The following is a 17,830-nucleotide window of genomic DNA, read 5'->3' on the forward strand; positions in this document are numbered from 1 at the left end:
CTTCCTTTCTATTCGCTTACAAGGGCTTCCTTCAGCACGTCTGCCATATCCTTCACAAAAATGATGGTCAGCCCCTTCGTGATCTCCTTCGACAGCTCCGCAATGTCGGGCCTGTTCTTATCCGGCACGAGAACTCTCTTCATATGTGCCATCCTGGCAGCCAGGATCTTCTCCTTTAAGCCGCCGATCGGAAGCGCCCTTCCGCGCAGTGTGATCTCTCCCGTCATGGCCAGCTTCGCATCCACCTTTCTTCCCGTGACAGCCGACAGCATGGCGGTCGCCATGGTAATGCCTGCCGACGGACCATCCTTCGGAACTGCTCCCTCCGGAATATGGAGGTGGATATCGTGTTTTTCAAAGTAATCGTCCGCCACGCCGTACTCCGGGCAGATGGAACGGATATAGCTTAATGCCGTCTGGGCCGATTCCTTCATCACATCGCCCATCTGGCCTGTCATCTGCATCGTTCCCTTTCCGGGCATGACGTTGACCTCGATCTGCAGAGTGTCTCCGCCTACGCTGGTCCATGCCAGTCCTCTGACGATTCCCACCTGATCTTCCTCATTGACATCCTCGAAGGTGATTTTCTCCTTGCCCAGATACTTTTCCAGCCCATTTTCCGTAATCCCGATGGCCTTCTTCTTATCTTCCAGGAACTCTCTGGCGGCCTTCCGGCAGATATCCCCGATCCGGCGCTCCAAATTTCTCACTCCGGCTTCCCTTGTATAATTATGGATAATCTTCTCAAGAGCCTTATCGGTAATGGAAACCTGTTCTTCCGTCAGACCGTTCCGCTCCAGCTGCTTTCTTACCAGATAGTTTTTCGCAATATGGAACTTTTCATTCTCTGTATAGCTGTTTACTTCAATCACTTCCATACGGTCGAGCAGCGGTCCCGGTATGGTCTGCGTCGTATTCGCCGTGGCGATAAAAAGCACATTGGACAAATCGATGGGGAGTTCCACATAGTGGTCACGGAACTTTACATTCTGTTCGCTGTCCAGCACCTCCAGCAGCGCAGAGGAAGTATCTCCCTTATAGTCGCTGCTCACCTTGTCGATCTCATCCAGAAGCATCAGCGGATTGCTGACTCCGGCCTGCCGCATGGCTTCCACGATACGGCCCGGCATGGCGCCGACGTATGTCTTTCTGTGGCCACGGACCTCAGCCTCGTCGTGGATTCCGCCAAGGCTGATGCGGACGTACTGCTTGTTCAGCGCCCTGGCCACGGAGCGCGCGATGGACGTCTTACCGGTTCCCGGAGGTCCCACAAGGCAGATAATCGGGCTCGTTCCTTTCTTCGTCAGAACACGGACGGCCAGGTATTCCAGGATTCTCTCCTTTACCTTTTCCAGCCCATAATGATCCGCGTTTAAAATCGCCTCGGCATGCGATATGTTGTTATTGTCCTTCGACACCTTTTTCCACGGAAGGTCCAGCACTGTCTCCAGATACATGCGGAGTACGTTGGCCTCCTGGCTTCCGCCCGGCATAGCCTTGAACCGTTCGATCTCTCTGTGAATCTTGTCCTTCGTCTCCTTGTCCGCCTTTAAAGCCTTAAGCTGCTTCTCATACTCGTCGGCATCGGACAGCGGGTTGTCCTCGCCCAGCTCCTCACGGATCACCTTCAGCTGCTCCCGCAGGATATAGTCCTTCTGATTCTTATCCACATTCTCCTTGACACGTCCCTGAATCTCCCGTTTTACACGGGTAATCTCGATCTCGGTCAGAAGGTTTCTCATGACGGTCTCATAACGCTCTTCCAGCAGTACACACTCCAGAACCTTCTGGCGGTTCTTGTAGTCCCATGGAAGCTGGATCGCAATCTGATCCAAAAGCTCGCCTAAGTCCGTAACCATCATCAGGTTCGGGAAGACCTCCTTCAGCATCCGGGGATTCTCCTTGCCGTATTCCTCCAGCTTTTCTTTCAGAATACGCACCATAGCCTGTCTCGTGACGTAGTCCAGGGAATCCTCCGACTCTGTTAAGGTTCCGATCTCACCGACAAGCATGGGTTCCTCGCTGTCCAGTCCCAGAAGCTCCACACGCTCCTGGCCCTCGACCATGACGCGAACCACATTATTCGGAATCTTCACCAGCTGCTTGATCAGTGCCACACAGCCCACCTGGTGAAGCTCGTCGACTCCCGGATCGGCCTCCTCGCTGTTCTTCTGAGTGACGAGGCAGACTCTCTGGTCTCCGATCATCGCCTTCTCCACAGCCGCGATGGACTTGCTGCGGCTGATATCGAAATGTATCATCATTTTAGGAAGGACAGTCATGCCACGCAAAGCAATGACCGGCATCGTTATTGTCTTATCTTCCATATTTCTCTCCTTTGCATCCCGACAGGACAGATGGATCCATCTAGTACAGCATTCACCGGAACTTATGCAACGCTGTACTAGTGCCTCCCGGCGTAAATAAGGAAAGGTGCTGCAGCAGTTCTTCCTGCTGTAACACCTTTCCGAACTTTCTCTGGATCCTATGCAATCTCGCCTGTCTTATCTTTTCTCAGTTTCTGGGCCAGGGATTTTCTGGGCACCGTCGTATCTCTGTAGATGATCTCCGGTTCTCCCTCTTTATTCACAACAGCCTTGGTGATCGTACAGATACCGATGTTGCTGTCGGATGGAATCTCATACATGATATCCATCATAACGCTTTCCATAATGGAACGCAGGCCTCTGGCTCCCGTCTTTCTCTCCACTGCCAGCTCCGCAATCCTTTCGACTGCTTCCTCGGTCAGCTCCAGTTTTACATCGTCCAGCTCAAACAGCTTCTGATACTGCTTGATCAGGGCATTTCTCGGTTCTGTCAGAATCTTTACCAGCGCTGCCTTGTCGAGAAGCTCTAATGACACGGTAACCGGCACACGGCCGATAAATTCCGGAATCAGACCAAATTTTACGAGATCCTGCGGAAGTACTTTCTTCAACAGGTCGTCAATATCGGTTCTGTTCTTATCCACGATCTCGGCGTTGAAACCGATGGAGCCCGCGCTTAAACGGCTCTCGATGATCTTCTCGAGCCCATCGAAGGCACCGCCGCAGATGAACAGAATGTTGGTGGTATCGATCTGAAGAAGCTCCTGATGAGGATGCTTTCTTCCACCCTGAGGCGGCACGCTGGCGACCGTTCCCTCCAGAATCTTTAAGAGTGCCTGCTGCACCCCTTCACCGGATACATCTCTCGTGATGGACACGTTTTCGGATTTTTTCGTGATCTTGTCAATCTCATCGATATAGATAATGCCGTACTCAGCCCTGCTGATATCGTAATCTGCGGACTGAATCAGCTTGAGCAGAATGTTCTCCACATCCTCGCCCACGTATCCCGCCTCGGTAAGCGCTGTGGCGTCCGCGATGGCAAACGGCACGTTGAGCACCTTTGCGAGCGTCTGTGCCAGATACGTCTTACCGGAACCGGTCGGTCCCAGCATCAGGATATTACTCTTCTGTACATCCACATCCATGTTTCGTCTGGATGTGATTCTCTTATAGTGATTATAGACCGCTACGGACAACACCTTTTTGGCGCCATCCTGTCCGATGACGTAGTCATCCAGAAATGACTTGATCTCCTTCGGCTTCATTAAGTTGATGTCGCTGAAATCAGGTCCTTCTTCTTCATGACTGTCGAACTCTTCTTCTAATATCTCCGCGCAGAGATCAATACACTCGTCACAGATATAGACATTATTGGAACCGGCAATCAGCTTCTTTACCTGGTCCTGCGTTTTCCCGCAAAAAGAGCATCGGATTTTGTCGTCTGTTCTGACCGGCATATACACACCTCATTCTTTCTCAATTAATCACTAACTTAATGCTCGTGGCTGTAGATAATTTCATCAATCAGACCGTAAGCCTTTGCTTCTTCGGCGTTCATGTAGTTATCGCGCTCTGTATCGCGTTCGATCACTTCATACGGCTGGCCTGTGTTTGCAGCCAGAATCTCATTCAAACGCTTCTTGATCTTTAAAATGTTTTCAGCAACAATCCGGATCTCGGTCGCCTGTCCCTGTGCGCCGCCGGAAGGCTGATGAATCATGACCTCCGCGTTTGGAAGAGCGAATCTCTTTCCCTTTGCACCGCCGGACAGTAAAAATGCGCCCATGCTGGCCGCCATGCCCATACATACGGTGGAAACGTCACACTTGATATAGTTCATCGTATCATAGATCGCCATACCCGCGGTTACAGAGCCACCCGGGCTGTTGATGTAGAGGTTGATGTCCTTGTTAGGATCTTCCGCCTCCAGAAACAGAAGCTGGGCTACAACAATGCTCGCGGACACGTCTGTCACTTCTTCACCCAGGAAAATAATTCTTTCTTTTAAGAGTCTTGAATAAATATCGTAAGAACGCTCGCCCTTACTCGTCGATTCAATGACATAAGGTACTAAACTCATCTTGTTTCCTCCTGTCCTTATATTACGAAAGCCGAGCAGATTCCAAACATAATCAGGAATCTCCCCGGTCTTCAGAACGTATTTAAACTAACTTTGCCTCAGCAACCAGGAAATCAACTGCTTCCTGAACTGCTAAGTCTTCCTTCATCTGCTCGACGCCGTTCTCTCCCATGTATTCCTTGATCTGGGCAACTTCCATCTTGTAGGATTCAGCCATATCTGCGATCTCTTTCTCAACAGCTTCATCGGAAACCGTGATGTTTTCAGCTTTTACTATCGCCTCTAATACGAGTCTTGTCTGAATTCTCTTGACAGCCTGCGGCTTCATCTGCTCTTTTAATGTATCGATCGTCATGCCTGTGAACTGCATGTACTGCTCAAGGGAAAGGCCCTGGCTCTGCATTCTTCTTGCATAATCGTTGACCATGTTGTTTACCTGGCTGTCGATCATCGGCTCAGGAATGTCCATTGTGGCATTCTCCACCACCTTGTCAACAACATGATTCTCATTCTCTGTAGCGGCTTCTTTCTGCTTTGTTAAGGAAAGCTTGGCCTTTACATCGTTCTTGTACTCTTCGAGAGTCTCGAACTCGGAAACTTCTCCGGCAAACTCATCGTTTAACTCCGGAAGCTCTTTTCTTTTGATCTCCTTAACGGTTACCTTGAATACTGCTGGCTTACCGGCAAGTTCCTTTGCATGGTATTCCTCCGGGAAAGTTACGTTTACTTCGCACTCTTCGCCGATGTTCTTACCGATTAACTGCTCTTCGAATGTATCGATGAAGGAATGGGAACCAATAGTTAAAGGATAACCCTCGCCCTTTCCTCCTTCAAACGGAGTCCCGTCTACAAATCCTTCGAAATCAACAACCGTCTGGTCTCCGTCTTCTACTGCTCTGTCCTCTACGGTGATTAGTCTGGAGTTCTGCTCCTGAACCTTCTTAAGCTCTGCTTCGATGTCCTCGTCGCTCACTTCAGCGGATGCTTTCTCTACTTCGATTCCTTTGTACTCGCCGAGAGTCACTTCCGGCTTAACAGCTACGGTAGCTGTATAGATTAATTCTTTCCCTTTTTCAACCTGTACAACGTCGATTTCAGGTCTGGATACAACGTCCAGTTCACTCTCTGTTACGGCATCGCCGTATGTTGCGTCGAGTGCTTCGTTGATGGCATCCTCATATAATACCTCTACGCCGTACATCTTCTCTACCATGGCCTGAGGAGCTTTTCCTTTTCTGAAGCCAGGTATGTTGAATCTGCTCTTATTCTTATTAAAAGCCGTGGTGAGCGCTTTTTCAAACTGTTCAGCTGGTACCTCTACGGTTAATTTTGCCATGTTCTTTTCTAATTTCTCTACTTGTAAACTCATTCTATGGGTTCCTCCTTGAATATATATGTGAACCGCCATACCGACAGGGCGTTACACTTCAATTTAGCATTATAGCATACTCATTCGGTAAATTCCAGTACTATTTCTGTGAAAAGTCCGATTTTTGGGCAAAATCCTGCATTTTCCTGACAATGTACGGATCGATTGGACGGATTTCCAACTGAGGCCGTCCGATATAGTATCCCTAGAACAGCTCGACGCCGCATTGAATCAGAAATTCCAGTTCTTCCTTCGTCTCCACTCCCTCTGCCAGAACCGTGATATGGTTCTGCCCCGCAAAGTCCAGGATATTATTCAGAATCAGCTGACGGTTGGGATCTTCATGGATACGCTGCACGAGACTCATATCCACCTTGATGATATCAGGCGCCATGTCGAGAAGCACGGTTTCACTGTTGTAGCCAGCTCCGAAATCGTCAATAGCGATAAGACCGTTCCACTTTTTAGTCACCGCAATTTTACGGCTCATATACTCCTGATTCACGGGTTCCCCTTCCGTAAGCTCCGTCACGACACGGGACAGATAGCGGCTGTACCGGTTCCAGAGATCGGCTTCCTCCTCCTTCGACATACAGGCGCTGGCAATGGAGTTGATGAAAAGCCGTTCCGTCTGTCCCAGAGCGCCCGCCTGATCCTGTTTTTCCACAGCCTTCAGACCGGCATACCAGGTCAGCGTCTCCATCTGTGTAAGCTTCGCCTGAGCCCGTGCCAGATTCAGCACCTCTTTGATTCCCTTTAAATTCGTAAAATTGGGCCGCATCAGCAGCTCATAGCCAAAGACGCTTCCGTCCCGCCTCGTGATTGGCTGGAATGCAAAATCCACTTCCCGCGTCTCCAGCATCCGGTTTAATTCTTCCCGCCCGGCCAGCATATAGGAATTGTTGGAATAATCGTTGGAATCGAATTCCATGATAATGCCTTTCACGCTGTGCTTAACCATGTACATGGCAAAATCAGCGTAATTTAACAGTGTATCAAAATCCACGGCATCATCCGGATACCACGCCATGCCTCCGGAAACGCGGACAGGAATCTGATACCCACCCTTCATCTCCAGGCTGGTAGACTGCAAAAACTGCATGAAGGACTGGACTCTCCGCCTGATCTCCTCTTTTCCACCCCCGTAAATCAGCGTGACAAATTCATCGCCGGAATAGCGCGATACAATGGCGCCTTCCTCTTCCAGCCGCTTTAAGCAGTTGGCAAACAGAACGATATAGCGGTCGCCCTCATCATGGCCGTACGTATCGTTGATATACTTTAAATTATCGAGATCCCACATGGCCACAGCCGCGGTCTGAATGGTTCCATCCGCCATGGCCACCACCAGCTGTTCCCGGAATGCCCTTCTGTTATAAAGGTTGGTGAGCAGGTCGTAATTTCTCTCCCGCTCCAGCTTCGCCTTCTCCTCCACGTCGCCCGTCACATCTGAAAGCACGCCGAGGACCGTTCCCGCCTCCTGTGTCTCCAGGATGAGACGGACCCAGCGCCCCTTACCGGCCGCATTTGCCCGGTCAGACGCGCTCCTCTCTGCTTCATCTGCCGTCGGGCGCGCCTCCACATGAAAAAGGTAATTTTCGCCGTCTCTCTTTGTATTCCTGATACCGGCCTCCATCCGCTGCCGAAACTCCTCGCTGCCCATATAGCAGTACGGTTCCCCCGGCTCTTCCCAACCCATCATCTCAAAAATAGAACGGCTGCAGAATACGCTTTCATTGTTTTCTTCATACTCAAACACGCCAATCAGCACGTTGGCGTGCTCTAAAATGCTGGATATCTTCGATGCTGACCGCTCCACATCCGCACTCAGCTGTTCGATGGTCTCTGTCAGTTCATCAATCTCCCCGATGTGAACCCGTGTCAGCGTAAGGCCGTGTTCTCCAGACCGTTTACGCACCTCATTGACCAGGCCGCGAATCGGGTCTGTCACGATCTTGCCAATGATGAAGACGCCGAATACGCTTAAAATAATCGGAATCAAAATGGAGCTCAGCAGCATGCTTCGAATGGAATTATAAAAGGACAGCAGGTCGTTCTTCCTGGCCATCCCGACCAGGACCCATTCCTCCTGTTCAAACGGCGTATTATAGTTATACACATCCAGCTGCTTTACGCTGGCATACCACCCGGCCCGGTCGGAGGAATGCAGCTCACCGATACCTTCCTCCTCGTTATCCGTGTATTCCAGGTACTCGTCTCCCTTGAAATACTGATTATAAAGATAGCCTGACGATGCTACGGGAGTGATGGTATTCTCTCCCGACTGTCGGACTCCCAGGGCGTAGCAGACCTCGAAGCTGCTCTCCGTCCTGTCGGAGCTGAGCACCTGTTCGATCCTTCCGATTCCCATCTCCAGTCCGAACACGCCCACGACGCTTCCGTCCTCCAGAATGATGGGAGCGGAATACGTGATGACAGGAATGTCTTTCGGACTCAGGCGGAACGGCTTGCTTAAATAGGCAAAATTCAACCGGTCCTCTGCCCCGGCCTGATTCTCCACGGAGGAATAAAACGGTTTTTTATAGAAATCGGTACTGCCGTCATCGGCCGTCATATCAAAGCCCAGGTCCCAGAAGGAATCCAGGGGAATCCCGTATTTATTGGCAAGGGAAGGAAGCCCCCGCTCCAGAAGCAGGGACGAATTATCCTGATTATAGCTCCTGCCGGGATTAGAATCGCGTATGTAAAACCCGGCCTTCGTATTTTCCGCACTGTTCTGCGCCGCCGGGCCATCCAGCACGACGAATATTCCCGTCCCGTAGCTGCGGCGCATGAGATCGACGGCTCTGTTCATAATCCCGTCGGCAATCTCCCGGTTTAAATCATAATCGTTTGAAATACAGGACGCATCTTTATGCTGTTCGTCTAAAACCGACTGAATCTCAGACGCCATGGATCCGGAGTCATTGACGACATTGATCCACTGGTGGATCGTCTCCTTCTCCAGATAGAGCCTGGTGTTATCCGTATTCTCACTCAAAATATGGATTTCATTATTCTTCAGTTTTTTAGAAACACCGCCGAACAGAACCATTCCGGCCATAATCAGTGCCTGTATAATCAGCAGCACCAATAACGGCCAGAGCAGATGGGTTCTGATGGATTCATTCCTGCCTTTTTTCATAACTACTCTCCGATGATTGTCTCCAGTTGTTCTTTTGTATCCTCATACCACTGGTCAAAGTTAGATTCTTCCGTAAACTGCTCTACCGCTTCTTCCCTGGACATTCCCTGCGCCATGAGGGACAGCACGGTCTCTCTGTCTTCTCTGGCCTTATCCGCCATGGTGGCGTTTAAAATGGCGCGCGCCTGATCTCCGCCCTCAAAGGGCTTCGTCGTATACAGCTGATACTTGTTGGCAGTCTCCAGGCCGATCAGTAGATTCTCACCCGCCGCGTCTTCCTCTCCATTCTCCGCCAGCACGGTCTCCAGCCGTTCCTTCACTCCCGCTTCCTTCTTAACCGGCAGATAGCCGGAGGAGACGGAAAATCTGATATTATTGTCAACACCCGTAAACCACTTCAAAAAGATGGACGCCGCATACTCTCTCTTCTCTTCAGACTTTAAGATCATCATGCCTGCCCCCTGCTGGACGGCACACGGCTCCGTCCCGGAGAAGTTGGGAAGCGGATAGACCTTGCTCTCGATGGGATAGCTGGTTCCATCTTCCAGCGTCACGCTGGTTGGGAAATAGGCGAATCCGCTGGTTGAGCCCACGAAGGCCGCCAGCTGTCCCGTCTTCACATCGTCGCTTCTGAACTTTCCGAATGCGCCGAAATAGCCGTTGACATACGGAATATAATAGTTATCCCAGAGCCGCTTCATGGCGGTCCTGTCAAAATCCATGATCACGTGTCCATCTTCCACGCGGAAAATCTCATGTCCAAGCTGCAGGCTTCCGACGATGATATAGTTGGCAAATGCGTCTCTTCCGAAAAATGCCTTTCCGTCATCCGGCGTTTCCGTCAGGCTGTCGGTCCACTTGTAATATTTCTCCGCCACACGCGTGATCCCCTCCCAGGAAGAGAACGCCGCGTCCGTCTCACCGGTTGCCTCGGCAAACTTATCCCAGTCCGTCTTGTTGATCGCAAATACTTCCGTTGACTTCGCCACCGGGAACACCTTGATTCCTTCGCTTCCGTCAAACCGGCCTTCTTCTATGTAGGCATCCACATACTCCCCGATCTCATCGGCGGTCAGATACTTGCTTAGATCAACCGCCATGCCCCTTTGGTCGATCTCATAAACCTTATCGGCATAAGCCGCGAAGACATCCGGAACCGGATCCGAGCCGATCTTCTTATCTATGCTGTCCGTCACGGCCTGACTTAAATCGTCGATACTGCCCTTGCTGTAGGCTTCCACGATTATGCCCTTTTCCCGGCCCTCCGATTCGTTAAATGTCTGAACCAGCTGATCGAAGCCTTCCTTCTGGACGCCGTTATAGTAGTGCCATATGGTAATCGTCACCGGATCCTTAGCCGAGAGGCCGTAAGGATCCTTCTTTTCACATCCCGCTAAGCCGGCGGCCAAAATCCCCGCAGCCAGAACCGGCAGTACCCATCTTTTTTTCATCTTCATCCCCATCACATCCTTATCCTTACATTGGAATCTGGTCATACTGGATCGAATCTTTGATCTGACCCGCATGTTCCCTGTCCGTCAATAAAGCCAGCAGTTCAATTCCCAGATCCAGCGCATAGCCAAGGCCCCGTGCGGTTGTCACATTGCCATCCGTCACTACGCCCTGTCTCGTATATTCCGCGCCCTTCAGTTCGCCTTCAAAGCCCGGATAACACGTCGCCTTTCTCCCTTCCAGGATCCCCAGTCCGCCGAAGACACTGGGTCCGGCACAGATGGCAGCCAGTCTCTTTCCAGCCTTATCCGCCTTTAACAGCTCCCCGCACAAGCCCTCATGAGCCGCCAGATTCCTCGTTCCCGGCATACCGCCCGGTAAAAACAGAACATCCGCGTCAGAAAAATCTGCCTCGGAAAATTCAAGATCCGCCTGCAGCTTTATCTGATGCGCGCTTACCACAGCTTTACTTCCTGTAATGGAAACCAGCTTCACATCCTGTCCGCCTCTGAGCAGAACATCCACGACTGCCAGCAGTTCCACCTCTTCTGATCCGTTTGCTACAAATGCATATACTTTTCCCATGATCATAATCCTCTCTGTCTGTTTATTTTTGCAGGGTACTGATGGTAGAAATCTTCACATAATCCACCAGATACCTTGTTTCTGCCTCGTCACCGTGAATCATCTTCATCAGTATGTCCGCGGCCGTATGGGACTGTCCCGTGTGATCGTTCAGCACGGTTCCCGTCACTTTGCCTTCTTTAATGTACTGAACCGTCTCCTCCAGGGCATCCACGCCTACTAAGTAGATATCCTTTCCGGTTTTCCGGCCCGCCGCGTCGATGGCTTCCCACGCGCCATTGGCCATAGCGTCATTGTTGCAGAAAATGACCTCGATCCGCCTGCCATAAAGCGCAAGCGCCTTCTCCGCCAGCTTCCGGCCCTCCTCCTTCTTCCAGTCAGCATGGCCCGAAAACAGCTTTTCCGTCTTCATGCCGCCGTCCTCCAGCGCCTTTATGGAATACTCGGTGCGGTAATTGCTGTCCTCATTGTCCTTTTCTCCCATAATCATTACGTAGGACACGACGCCATCTCCGTTAAAATCTCCGCGTTTTTCCGTCTCCAGTATGATACCGCCCTGATAGGTTCCGGCCTGCTTCGAATCCGTTCCAATGCAGGAAACCGCCATCTTCTCCGCCTTCCATCTGGCCTGCTCGTCCGCCTTCGGCTCCCGGTTGATAAATACAAGGGGAATCCCAGCCTCATGGCAGGAATCTGCAATCACGCCCGCCCGGTCCGTGTCCACCAGATTCACAATAATCCCGTCGTATCCGGCCTCGATAAACTCATTCACCTGGGAGATCTGTTCCTCCTGCTCTCCCCTGGCGTTCCGCACCACAACCTCCGCGTTATACGCTTCCTCCAGATACTGCCTCAGTTCCTCCCGGTACAGCTTCATAAAATTATCGTCGTACCGGTAGATGGCAACGCCGATCCGCAGCTTCTTCTCCGCTGCTTCCGCACTTTCACCGCTGTCATCCGCACCCTTCCAACTGCCATTGGCACTTTCTGACGTACTTTTGGACGTACTTTCTGACGCCCCCGGCGATTCCCGCGTCCCGCCTTTTCCGGACGAACACGCCGCCAGAAAGCAGACCGCCAGAGCCAGCAGCAGACAGATGGGAAAAATACGGTTTTCTCTCTTTTTCATGATGTATTCTCCTGTTTTTTGTCTGTAGATTTTATATTACCACTTTTAGGATATTTTATCTACTGTTTCAGCTTGAGTTGGGAAGAAACAATTATTGGGGGGGTACGCCCCAGGGTTTGCGGTTGGGGTGAGGGGGACGGGGGAGAACCTGCGACAGCTTCTTGTTTCCTCGGCTTAAGTTCCTGCGAGCCTCGGAAAAGGAAACTGTCGCAGGTTCTCCCCCGTCCCCCTCACCCCAACCGCAAACCCTGGGGCTGTGTACTGGCTGTGCTGGGAAACCCAATATTAAAATAACATTAAATAATAAATAAAAGGCTTGACTACATTTTCTTTATAGTATATGGTATACTATTTTTGCAATGGTTACACGGATTGTTAATGGAGGGAAATCGATGGAAATAGAACGTAAATTTTTTATAAATTATCCACTGCCCGGATATAAAGAGTATCCTTATCATGCGATTGAGCAGGGTTACCTGTGTACAGAGCCGGTGGTGCGGGTGAGACGGGAGGATGATACGTATTATCTTACGTATAAGTCAAGAGGGAAGCTGGCCAGGGAGGAGTATAATCTGCCTCTTACAAAGGAGGCTTATGAGCATTTGATCGGGAAGGCGGATGGGAATATTCTTACGAAGAAAAGGTACTTGATTCCTGTCGAGGGGTCACATTTGACTATCGAATTCGATGTGTTTGAAGGGAAGTTTGAGGGGCTTATGCTGGCGGAAGTGGAGTTTGAGACGGAGGAGGAGGCGAACGCATTTGTTCCTCCGGAATGGTTTGGAAGGGATGTGACGTACTCCGGGGAGTTTCAGAACAGCCGGTTGTCGGGGCTGGCAGATATGGAACTGCTTTGAGCCTGGGGATAATACTTTGGGGAGAAATTGTATTCTTCCCCTTACAAGAAAGAGTCCGGCTTGCCGGACTCCCGCGCCGGAGCGCGGTCGCTTCAGCGGCCATCTTTCCTTTGAAATAAAAAAGGCATGAAAGAATTTGCGATGCGCTGGCGTATAAGCAAATTCTTTCATGCTGTTGGGTGAATTATTGTTTTATTTCTTCTGAACGTATTTCAGACAGTCAAGTGTTACTGCCGTGATAATGATGATACCTTCAAATACAAACTGAAGGTTTGTGTCGATACCGAGGATTGTAAGGGAGTAGATCAGTACGGTGAAAATAAGTACGCCGACTACTACGCCTGAAATTTTACCGATACCACCGGTAAAGGATACGCCGCCCACTACACAGGCCGCGATCGCGTCCATCTCCCAGCCCTGGCCATAAGCCGCGGAACCGGAGCCTACCATTCTTGCACATTCCAGCCATGCGCCAAAGCCGTAAAGAATACCAGCCAGGATAAATGCGCCCATAGTTACCCAGAATACGGAAATACCTGAAACAGCCGCTGCCTCCGGATTTCCGCCGACTGCGTATAAATTCTTGCCGAATGTTGTCTTGTTCCAGATAAACCATACGATTGCAATGGCTGCTACCGCCCAAAGGATGATAGTCGGGAAGCCATTCAGTCTCGGGATGATCATCTTCGGAATCGACGGTTCAATTGCACCGAAGGATACACCTTTTGTCGCATACGTAACGAGGCCGAAGATTACCAGCATGTTTGCCATGGTTGAAATAAAAGGATGCATCTTGAATCTGGCTGTAAAGAAGCCTCCGATTGCGGTAAAACATGTACACAGAACGATACACATAAACAGAGCGAAAACAACTCTTACACCGATAGGAAGGCCCGTAAAATCAAATACATGGCCGAAAACCATACCCGTATTAATACCCTGGTGCATAATGATGGTTGCAGTCGTCATACCCATACCAACCATACGGCCAATGGAAAGGTCCGTACCGGTAAGGAGAATGAGTCCCGCTACACCGAGTGCAAGGAACATACGCGGGGAAGCCTGCTGAAGAATATTTAAAATATTATTATAGGTAAGCAGGGGCACGCCCTTTATGATCGGCGTGGCGATACAAAGCCCGATAAAAATCAGGATAATCGCGATATACAAACCATTCTGCAGTAAAAATTCCCTGCGGTTGAACGTATATTTATAGTTCTCCCATTTCTGGGCCCTGGACTCCGTGAAGGTGAATTTGGATATGCGCAGTAAGTCGATCAGATGATACTGCCAGACAAACGCCGCGTGTCTTCTGTCCTTGATCTGCTGAAGTTCCTTTTCCAAATCCATTTTCGCATCAAACATCCGGTTCTTATGAACATACTTTTCATCCTTCACTTCCTGATGGTCAGAAAGCTTTGACATGGTGCTCTGGTGTTCTTTCTCCAGCTCCGCAATCTTTTTGTTGTACTTTTCTTTTGCGAGCACCTTTTCCTGCTCACAGCTCTCCTTCAGCGGCTGATAATAATCCTTATCAAAGTGTGCCTTCAGATACGCTGTTGCGTCGGAAATTAATTTTGAAATCTCATCTTTATTTTTTGCTTCAACTGCTTTTGCTTTATCCAGCTCAGCCTTATACGCTGTAATCCTGGATTCTTTTTCACCCTTCGTGATGCTGCGGTCTCTCTTTATTGCGTCAATCGAATTCTGAAGAGCGACTGCTCTGTTTGTGCCGTCCGCTCTGAGGCTGTCGATCTTACTCTGTATATTACCAACATAATCCTCAATTGGCTGGCGCAGCTTAAGTTCCTGTTCAGCTGTAAGAGTCTTACCATTTCCATTCGCCATATCCATCAATCTCCCCCATTATAGGTATTTTGCACTGAGTCTTAAAAGCTCTTCCTGGTTTGTTTCTTTTGTATTCACAATTCCAGACAGCCGTCCATTGGACATAACACCAATACGGTTCGTAATTCCCAGAATCTCCGGCATCTCAGAGGATACAACGATGATCGTCTTTCCCTGCTTCGCCATATTGATGATCAACTCATATATTTCGTATTTCGCGCCGACATCGATACCTCTTGTAGGTTCATCCATCATGAAAACCTGAGGCTCGCGTTCCAGCCATTTTCCAAAAATAACCTTCTGCTGGTTACCGCCGGAAAGGCTCGATATCATATCATCCGGCCCCATACACTTGGTATGCATAATTTTAATTTCTTTCGAAGTCGCCTTTACCATCTTAACATCAGAGAGCGCGATCCCGGTTTTATACTGCTCCAGGTTTGCAATAGTGGTGTTAAACGTAAGATCGCCCTTCAGGAAAAGCCCATTGGCCTTCCGTTCCTCGGTGATCATGGCAAATCCATGCTCCATGGCTTCCTTCGCACTTCCGAAATTCATAAGGCGTTTGTTAAAATACACACGCCCGGCCGCTCTGGTACGGACACCAAAGATTGTTTCCAGAAGCTCCGTACGTCCAGCGCCCACCAGACCATACAGCCCGAAGATCTCCCCTTCTCTTACATCGAAGGAAACATCCTGCAAATGGGGTTCAAACTTCGTAGATAAATGCTGGATGGACAAAATCACGTCCTTGGGGGTATTGTCAACCGGCGGGAACCGGTTGTCAAGTGAACGGCCTACCATGGCCGCGATCAGCTCATTCATGTTCGCATCCCTGGTACTCTTTGTCATAACCAGGTTGCCGTCACGAAGCACTGATATCTCATCACAAATTTCAAAAATCTCATCCATCTTATGAGAGATGTAGATCAGGGCAATTCCCTGCTCTTTTAACATTCTCATCATCTCGAAAAGCTTATCCACTTCCTGTACCGTTAAGGAGGAAGTAGGCTCATCGAGAACAATTACCTGAGAATTATAGGAGATTGCCTTGGCAATCTCACACATCTGCCTCTGTGATACAGACATGTTCCGCATGGGCTGAGTAAGGTCAACGGTCATGCCCAGCTTTCTGAAAAGCTCGGAAGCTTCCTTTTTCATTCTGCCTTCATCAACAATCCCCATGGAATTGACCGGATAACGACCGAGGAACAGATTGTCAATAACATTTCTTTCCAGACACTGATTCAGTTCCTGGTGAACCATTGCAATTCCGTTTTCAAGGGCATCCTTCGGTCCGGAAAAGCTTACTTCCTTTCCTTTCAGGAAGATATTTCCCTCGTCCTTCTGGTAGGTACCGAACAGGCACTTCATCATGGTGGACTTACCGGCGCCGTTCTCACCCATAAGCCCCATAACGGTTCCGCGCTTCACATCCAGATTGATATGGTCCAGAACCCTGTTTCGGCCAAAGGACTTGCTCATACCGCGTATTGATAAGACGATATCATCTTTCTTATCTGCCATTGTTTTTACTCCTCTGCTTATAAAAACGCCTGATTATTAAAAGAGGTTATCAGGGAGAATTTCTTCTCCCTGATAGCCTGCCCATCTTTAATATTAGTGAATCTTACTGATCAAGTAAAGATGTGTAAGAAGCTGCGTTATCTGTCTTAACCATGTTGATTGCAAATGCATCGTACTGGCTCGGATTTCCAAGACGGTTTGTGATATTGGACTCTGTCTGGCCATCGCCGCCGATGTACTCAACCTTTAAGTTAAGCAGCTTGTCGTACTTCTGAAGAAGTGGCTGATAGGTGGAACCCAGGAAGTTATCAGCAGAATTGTAGATATTCAGCCATACCTTCTTTTCCGGATGTGCAGCTGCGTCAAGCTGGTTTGCCACAGGTGCATAAACCATTGTGGAATCCATGAAATCCTTATAATTGTCAGCTGTAACTGCAACGTTCAGCGCGTAGTAAGAACGCTCATCTGCTTTGTATACATATACGTCGCTGCTCAGAACGTTTCCTGCGTCGTCAGCTGTGCCGATACCGGTGTCGATATCAACGCCGTCGAGAGCGTTACGAAGAACACGAAGTGTTAAATATGCCTGAACATCTGCATGCTGGCTGATCGTTCCGCCGTAGCCTTCTGCGATCGCTGCAACTGCATCACTGTTTGCATCGTATCCAAATGTAGGAACTTTGTTGTCTTTGGACCATGCATTAAACATGGACATACCCATACCGTCGTTGTTGGAAGCAACGATATCGATCTGATCGCCGAAAGAGGAAGACCATGTTCCAATTCCGTTACCTGCTGTCGCTGCATCCCATGTAGCACCAGCGGAGTTCTTCATTTCCTGAGAAGCAAGCTCACGAACTACGTATTCTTTTCCGTTCACTTCAATCTTACCATCCTGTACGATGGTGGAGGAGCCGTCTGTGTTCGTTCCGATCGGATCGCTGTTGATGTTGCCGTCTTTTTCTACTGCTGTTCCAAGAGCCTTACGAACGCCTCTTGTACGGGCGATGGAATCGTTATGTCCGATATCGCCGATAGCCAGAACATAGCCGATGACTCCGTCACCGTTGCGATCGATGGTGTCAATATTCTTTTCGATGTACTCTTTCACCATGGTACCCTGAAGCTCAGCACCCTGATTGGCATCGAATCCTACATAGTATGTATCCGCATTGTAATTCAGCGCCGTCATATCAAGCTGGCCTGTGGCACTGCTGGATGGCTGACGGTTAAACCATACTAAGGGCTTATCCTTGTTCTCCACTTTTGCATCTGCGGCTTTTGTCTCTGCCGGAGCTGCTGTGGTCTCTCCTGCTGCTGCGGTTGTCGTCTCTGCCGGAGCTGCTGTGGTTGGTGTTTCTGCTGTCTTGGAGCCACATCCTGCCATGGAAAATACCATAGTGGACGCCATACCTACTGCTACTACTTTTTTGAGTAATCTCATGATAAATCCTCCCTAGATATAGTATAGTATTTGCCGATTCGTCATTTTTCCTCATCGACACCCA

The 17,830-nt window shown here is 49.6% G+C and carries 12 protein-coding genes; 1 reads left to right on the forward strand and 11 read right to left on the reverse strand.

Translation table 11 applies throughout. The annotated features are described in order from the left end of the window. Positions 1 to 8: 8 nt before the first annotated feature. The 8 genes from lon to M1L66_RS20105 form a co-directional block, all read right to left on the reverse strand. The gene (lon, locus tag M1L66_RS20070) at positions 9 to 2,327 is read right to left on the reverse strand and encodes an endopeptidase La (protein WP_434687788.1); all 2,319 of its coding nucleotides are present in this window, start codon (positions 2,325 to 2,327) and stop codon (positions 9 to 11) included. A gap of 158 nt (positions 2,328 to 2,485) precedes the next feature. Beyond that, positions 2,486 to 3,787, reverse strand: coding sequence for an ATP-dependent Clp protease ATP-binding subunit ClpX (gene clpX / locus M1L66_RS20075; RefSeq protein ID WP_002603540.1), 1,302 nt, complete (start codon positions 3,785 to 3,787; stop codon positions 2,486 to 2,488). Positions 3,788 to 3,822: 35 nt separating this feature from the next. Further along, on the reverse strand, positions 3,823 to 4,410 hold the full coding sequence (gene clpP, locus M1L66_RS20080; RefSeq protein ID WP_002603539.1) for an ATP-dependent Clp endopeptidase proteolytic subunit ClpP: 588 nt from the start codon (positions 4,408 to 4,410) through the stop codon (positions 3,823 to 3,825). Between the two features lie 82 nt (positions 4,411 to 4,492). After that, positions 4,493 to 5,779: a trigger factor gene (gene tig, locus M1L66_RS20085; RefSeq protein WP_434687791.1), complete on the reverse strand. Its 1,287-nt coding sequence runs from the start codon at positions 5,777 to 5,779 to the stop codon at positions 4,493 to 4,495. Between the two features lie 205 nt (positions 5,780 to 5,984). Further along, entirely contained in the window at positions 5,985 to 8,924 is a 2,940-nt protein-coding gene (locus M1L66_RS20090) for an EAL domain-containing protein (RefSeq protein WP_434687793.1), read from the reverse strand. 2 nt (positions 8,925 to 8,926) lie between these two features. Next, entirely contained in the window at positions 8,927 to 10,381 is a 1,455-nt protein-coding gene (locus M1L66_RS20095) for an extracellular solute-binding protein (protein WP_434687795.1), read from the reverse strand. A 19-nt stretch (positions 10,382 to 10,400) separates the two neighbouring features. Further along, positions 10,401 to 10,961 (reverse strand): DJ-1 family glyoxalase III, encoded by a 561-nt coding sequence (locus tag M1L66_RS20100; RefSeq protein WP_434687797.1) that lies wholly within the window; start codon positions 10,959 to 10,961, stop codon positions 10,401 to 10,403. 22 nt (positions 10,962 to 10,983) lie between these two features. Further along, positions 10,984 to 12,090 carry a galactose ABC transporter substrate-binding protein gene (locus M1L66_RS20105; RefSeq protein ID WP_434687798.1) on the reverse strand — a complete coding sequence of 369 codons (1,107 nt, stop codon included), beginning with the start codon at positions 12,088 to 12,090 and terminating at the stop codon, positions 10,984 to 10,986. Positions 12,091 to 12,482: 392 nt separating this feature from the next. On the opposite strand from M1L66_RS20105, the gene M1L66_RS20110 reads away from it, so the two are divergent. Continuing rightward, entirely contained in the window at positions 12,483 to 12,947 is a 465-nt protein-coding gene (locus M1L66_RS20110; RefSeq protein ID WP_434687800.1) for a CYTH domain-containing protein, read from the forward strand. A 192-nt stretch (positions 12,948 to 13,139) separates the two neighbouring features. Here M1L66_RS20110 and M1L66_RS20115 read toward each other — a convergent pair whose 3' ends face one another. The 3 genes from M1L66_RS20115 to M1L66_RS20125 form a co-directional block, all read right to left on the reverse strand. Then, positions 13,140 to 14,795: an ABC transporter permease subunit gene (locus M1L66_RS20115; RefSeq protein WP_434687802.1), complete on the reverse strand. Its 1,656-nt coding sequence runs from the start codon at positions 14,793 to 14,795 to the stop codon at positions 13,140 to 13,142. A gap of 18 nt (positions 14,796 to 14,813) precedes the next feature. Continuing rightward, positions 14,814 to 16,322 (reverse strand): sugar ABC transporter ATP-binding protein, encoded by a 1,509-nt coding sequence (locus M1L66_RS20120; protein ID WP_187019205.1) that lies wholly within the window; start codon positions 16,320 to 16,322, stop codon positions 14,814 to 14,816. A gap of 103 nt (positions 16,323 to 16,425) precedes the next feature. Beyond that, positions 16,426 to 17,733 carry a substrate-binding domain-containing protein gene (locus tag M1L66_RS20125; protein ID WP_432764173.1) on the reverse strand — a complete coding sequence of 436 codons (1,308 nt, stop codon included), beginning with the start codon at positions 17,731 to 17,733 and terminating at the stop codon, positions 16,426 to 16,428. Positions 17,734 to 17,830 lie beyond the last annotated feature (97 nt).

This window comes from Hungatella sp. SB206 (assembly GCF_051132295.1).
Lineage (GTDB): Bacteria > Bacillota > Clostridia > Lachnospirales > Lachnospiraceae > Hungatella > Hungatella effluvii.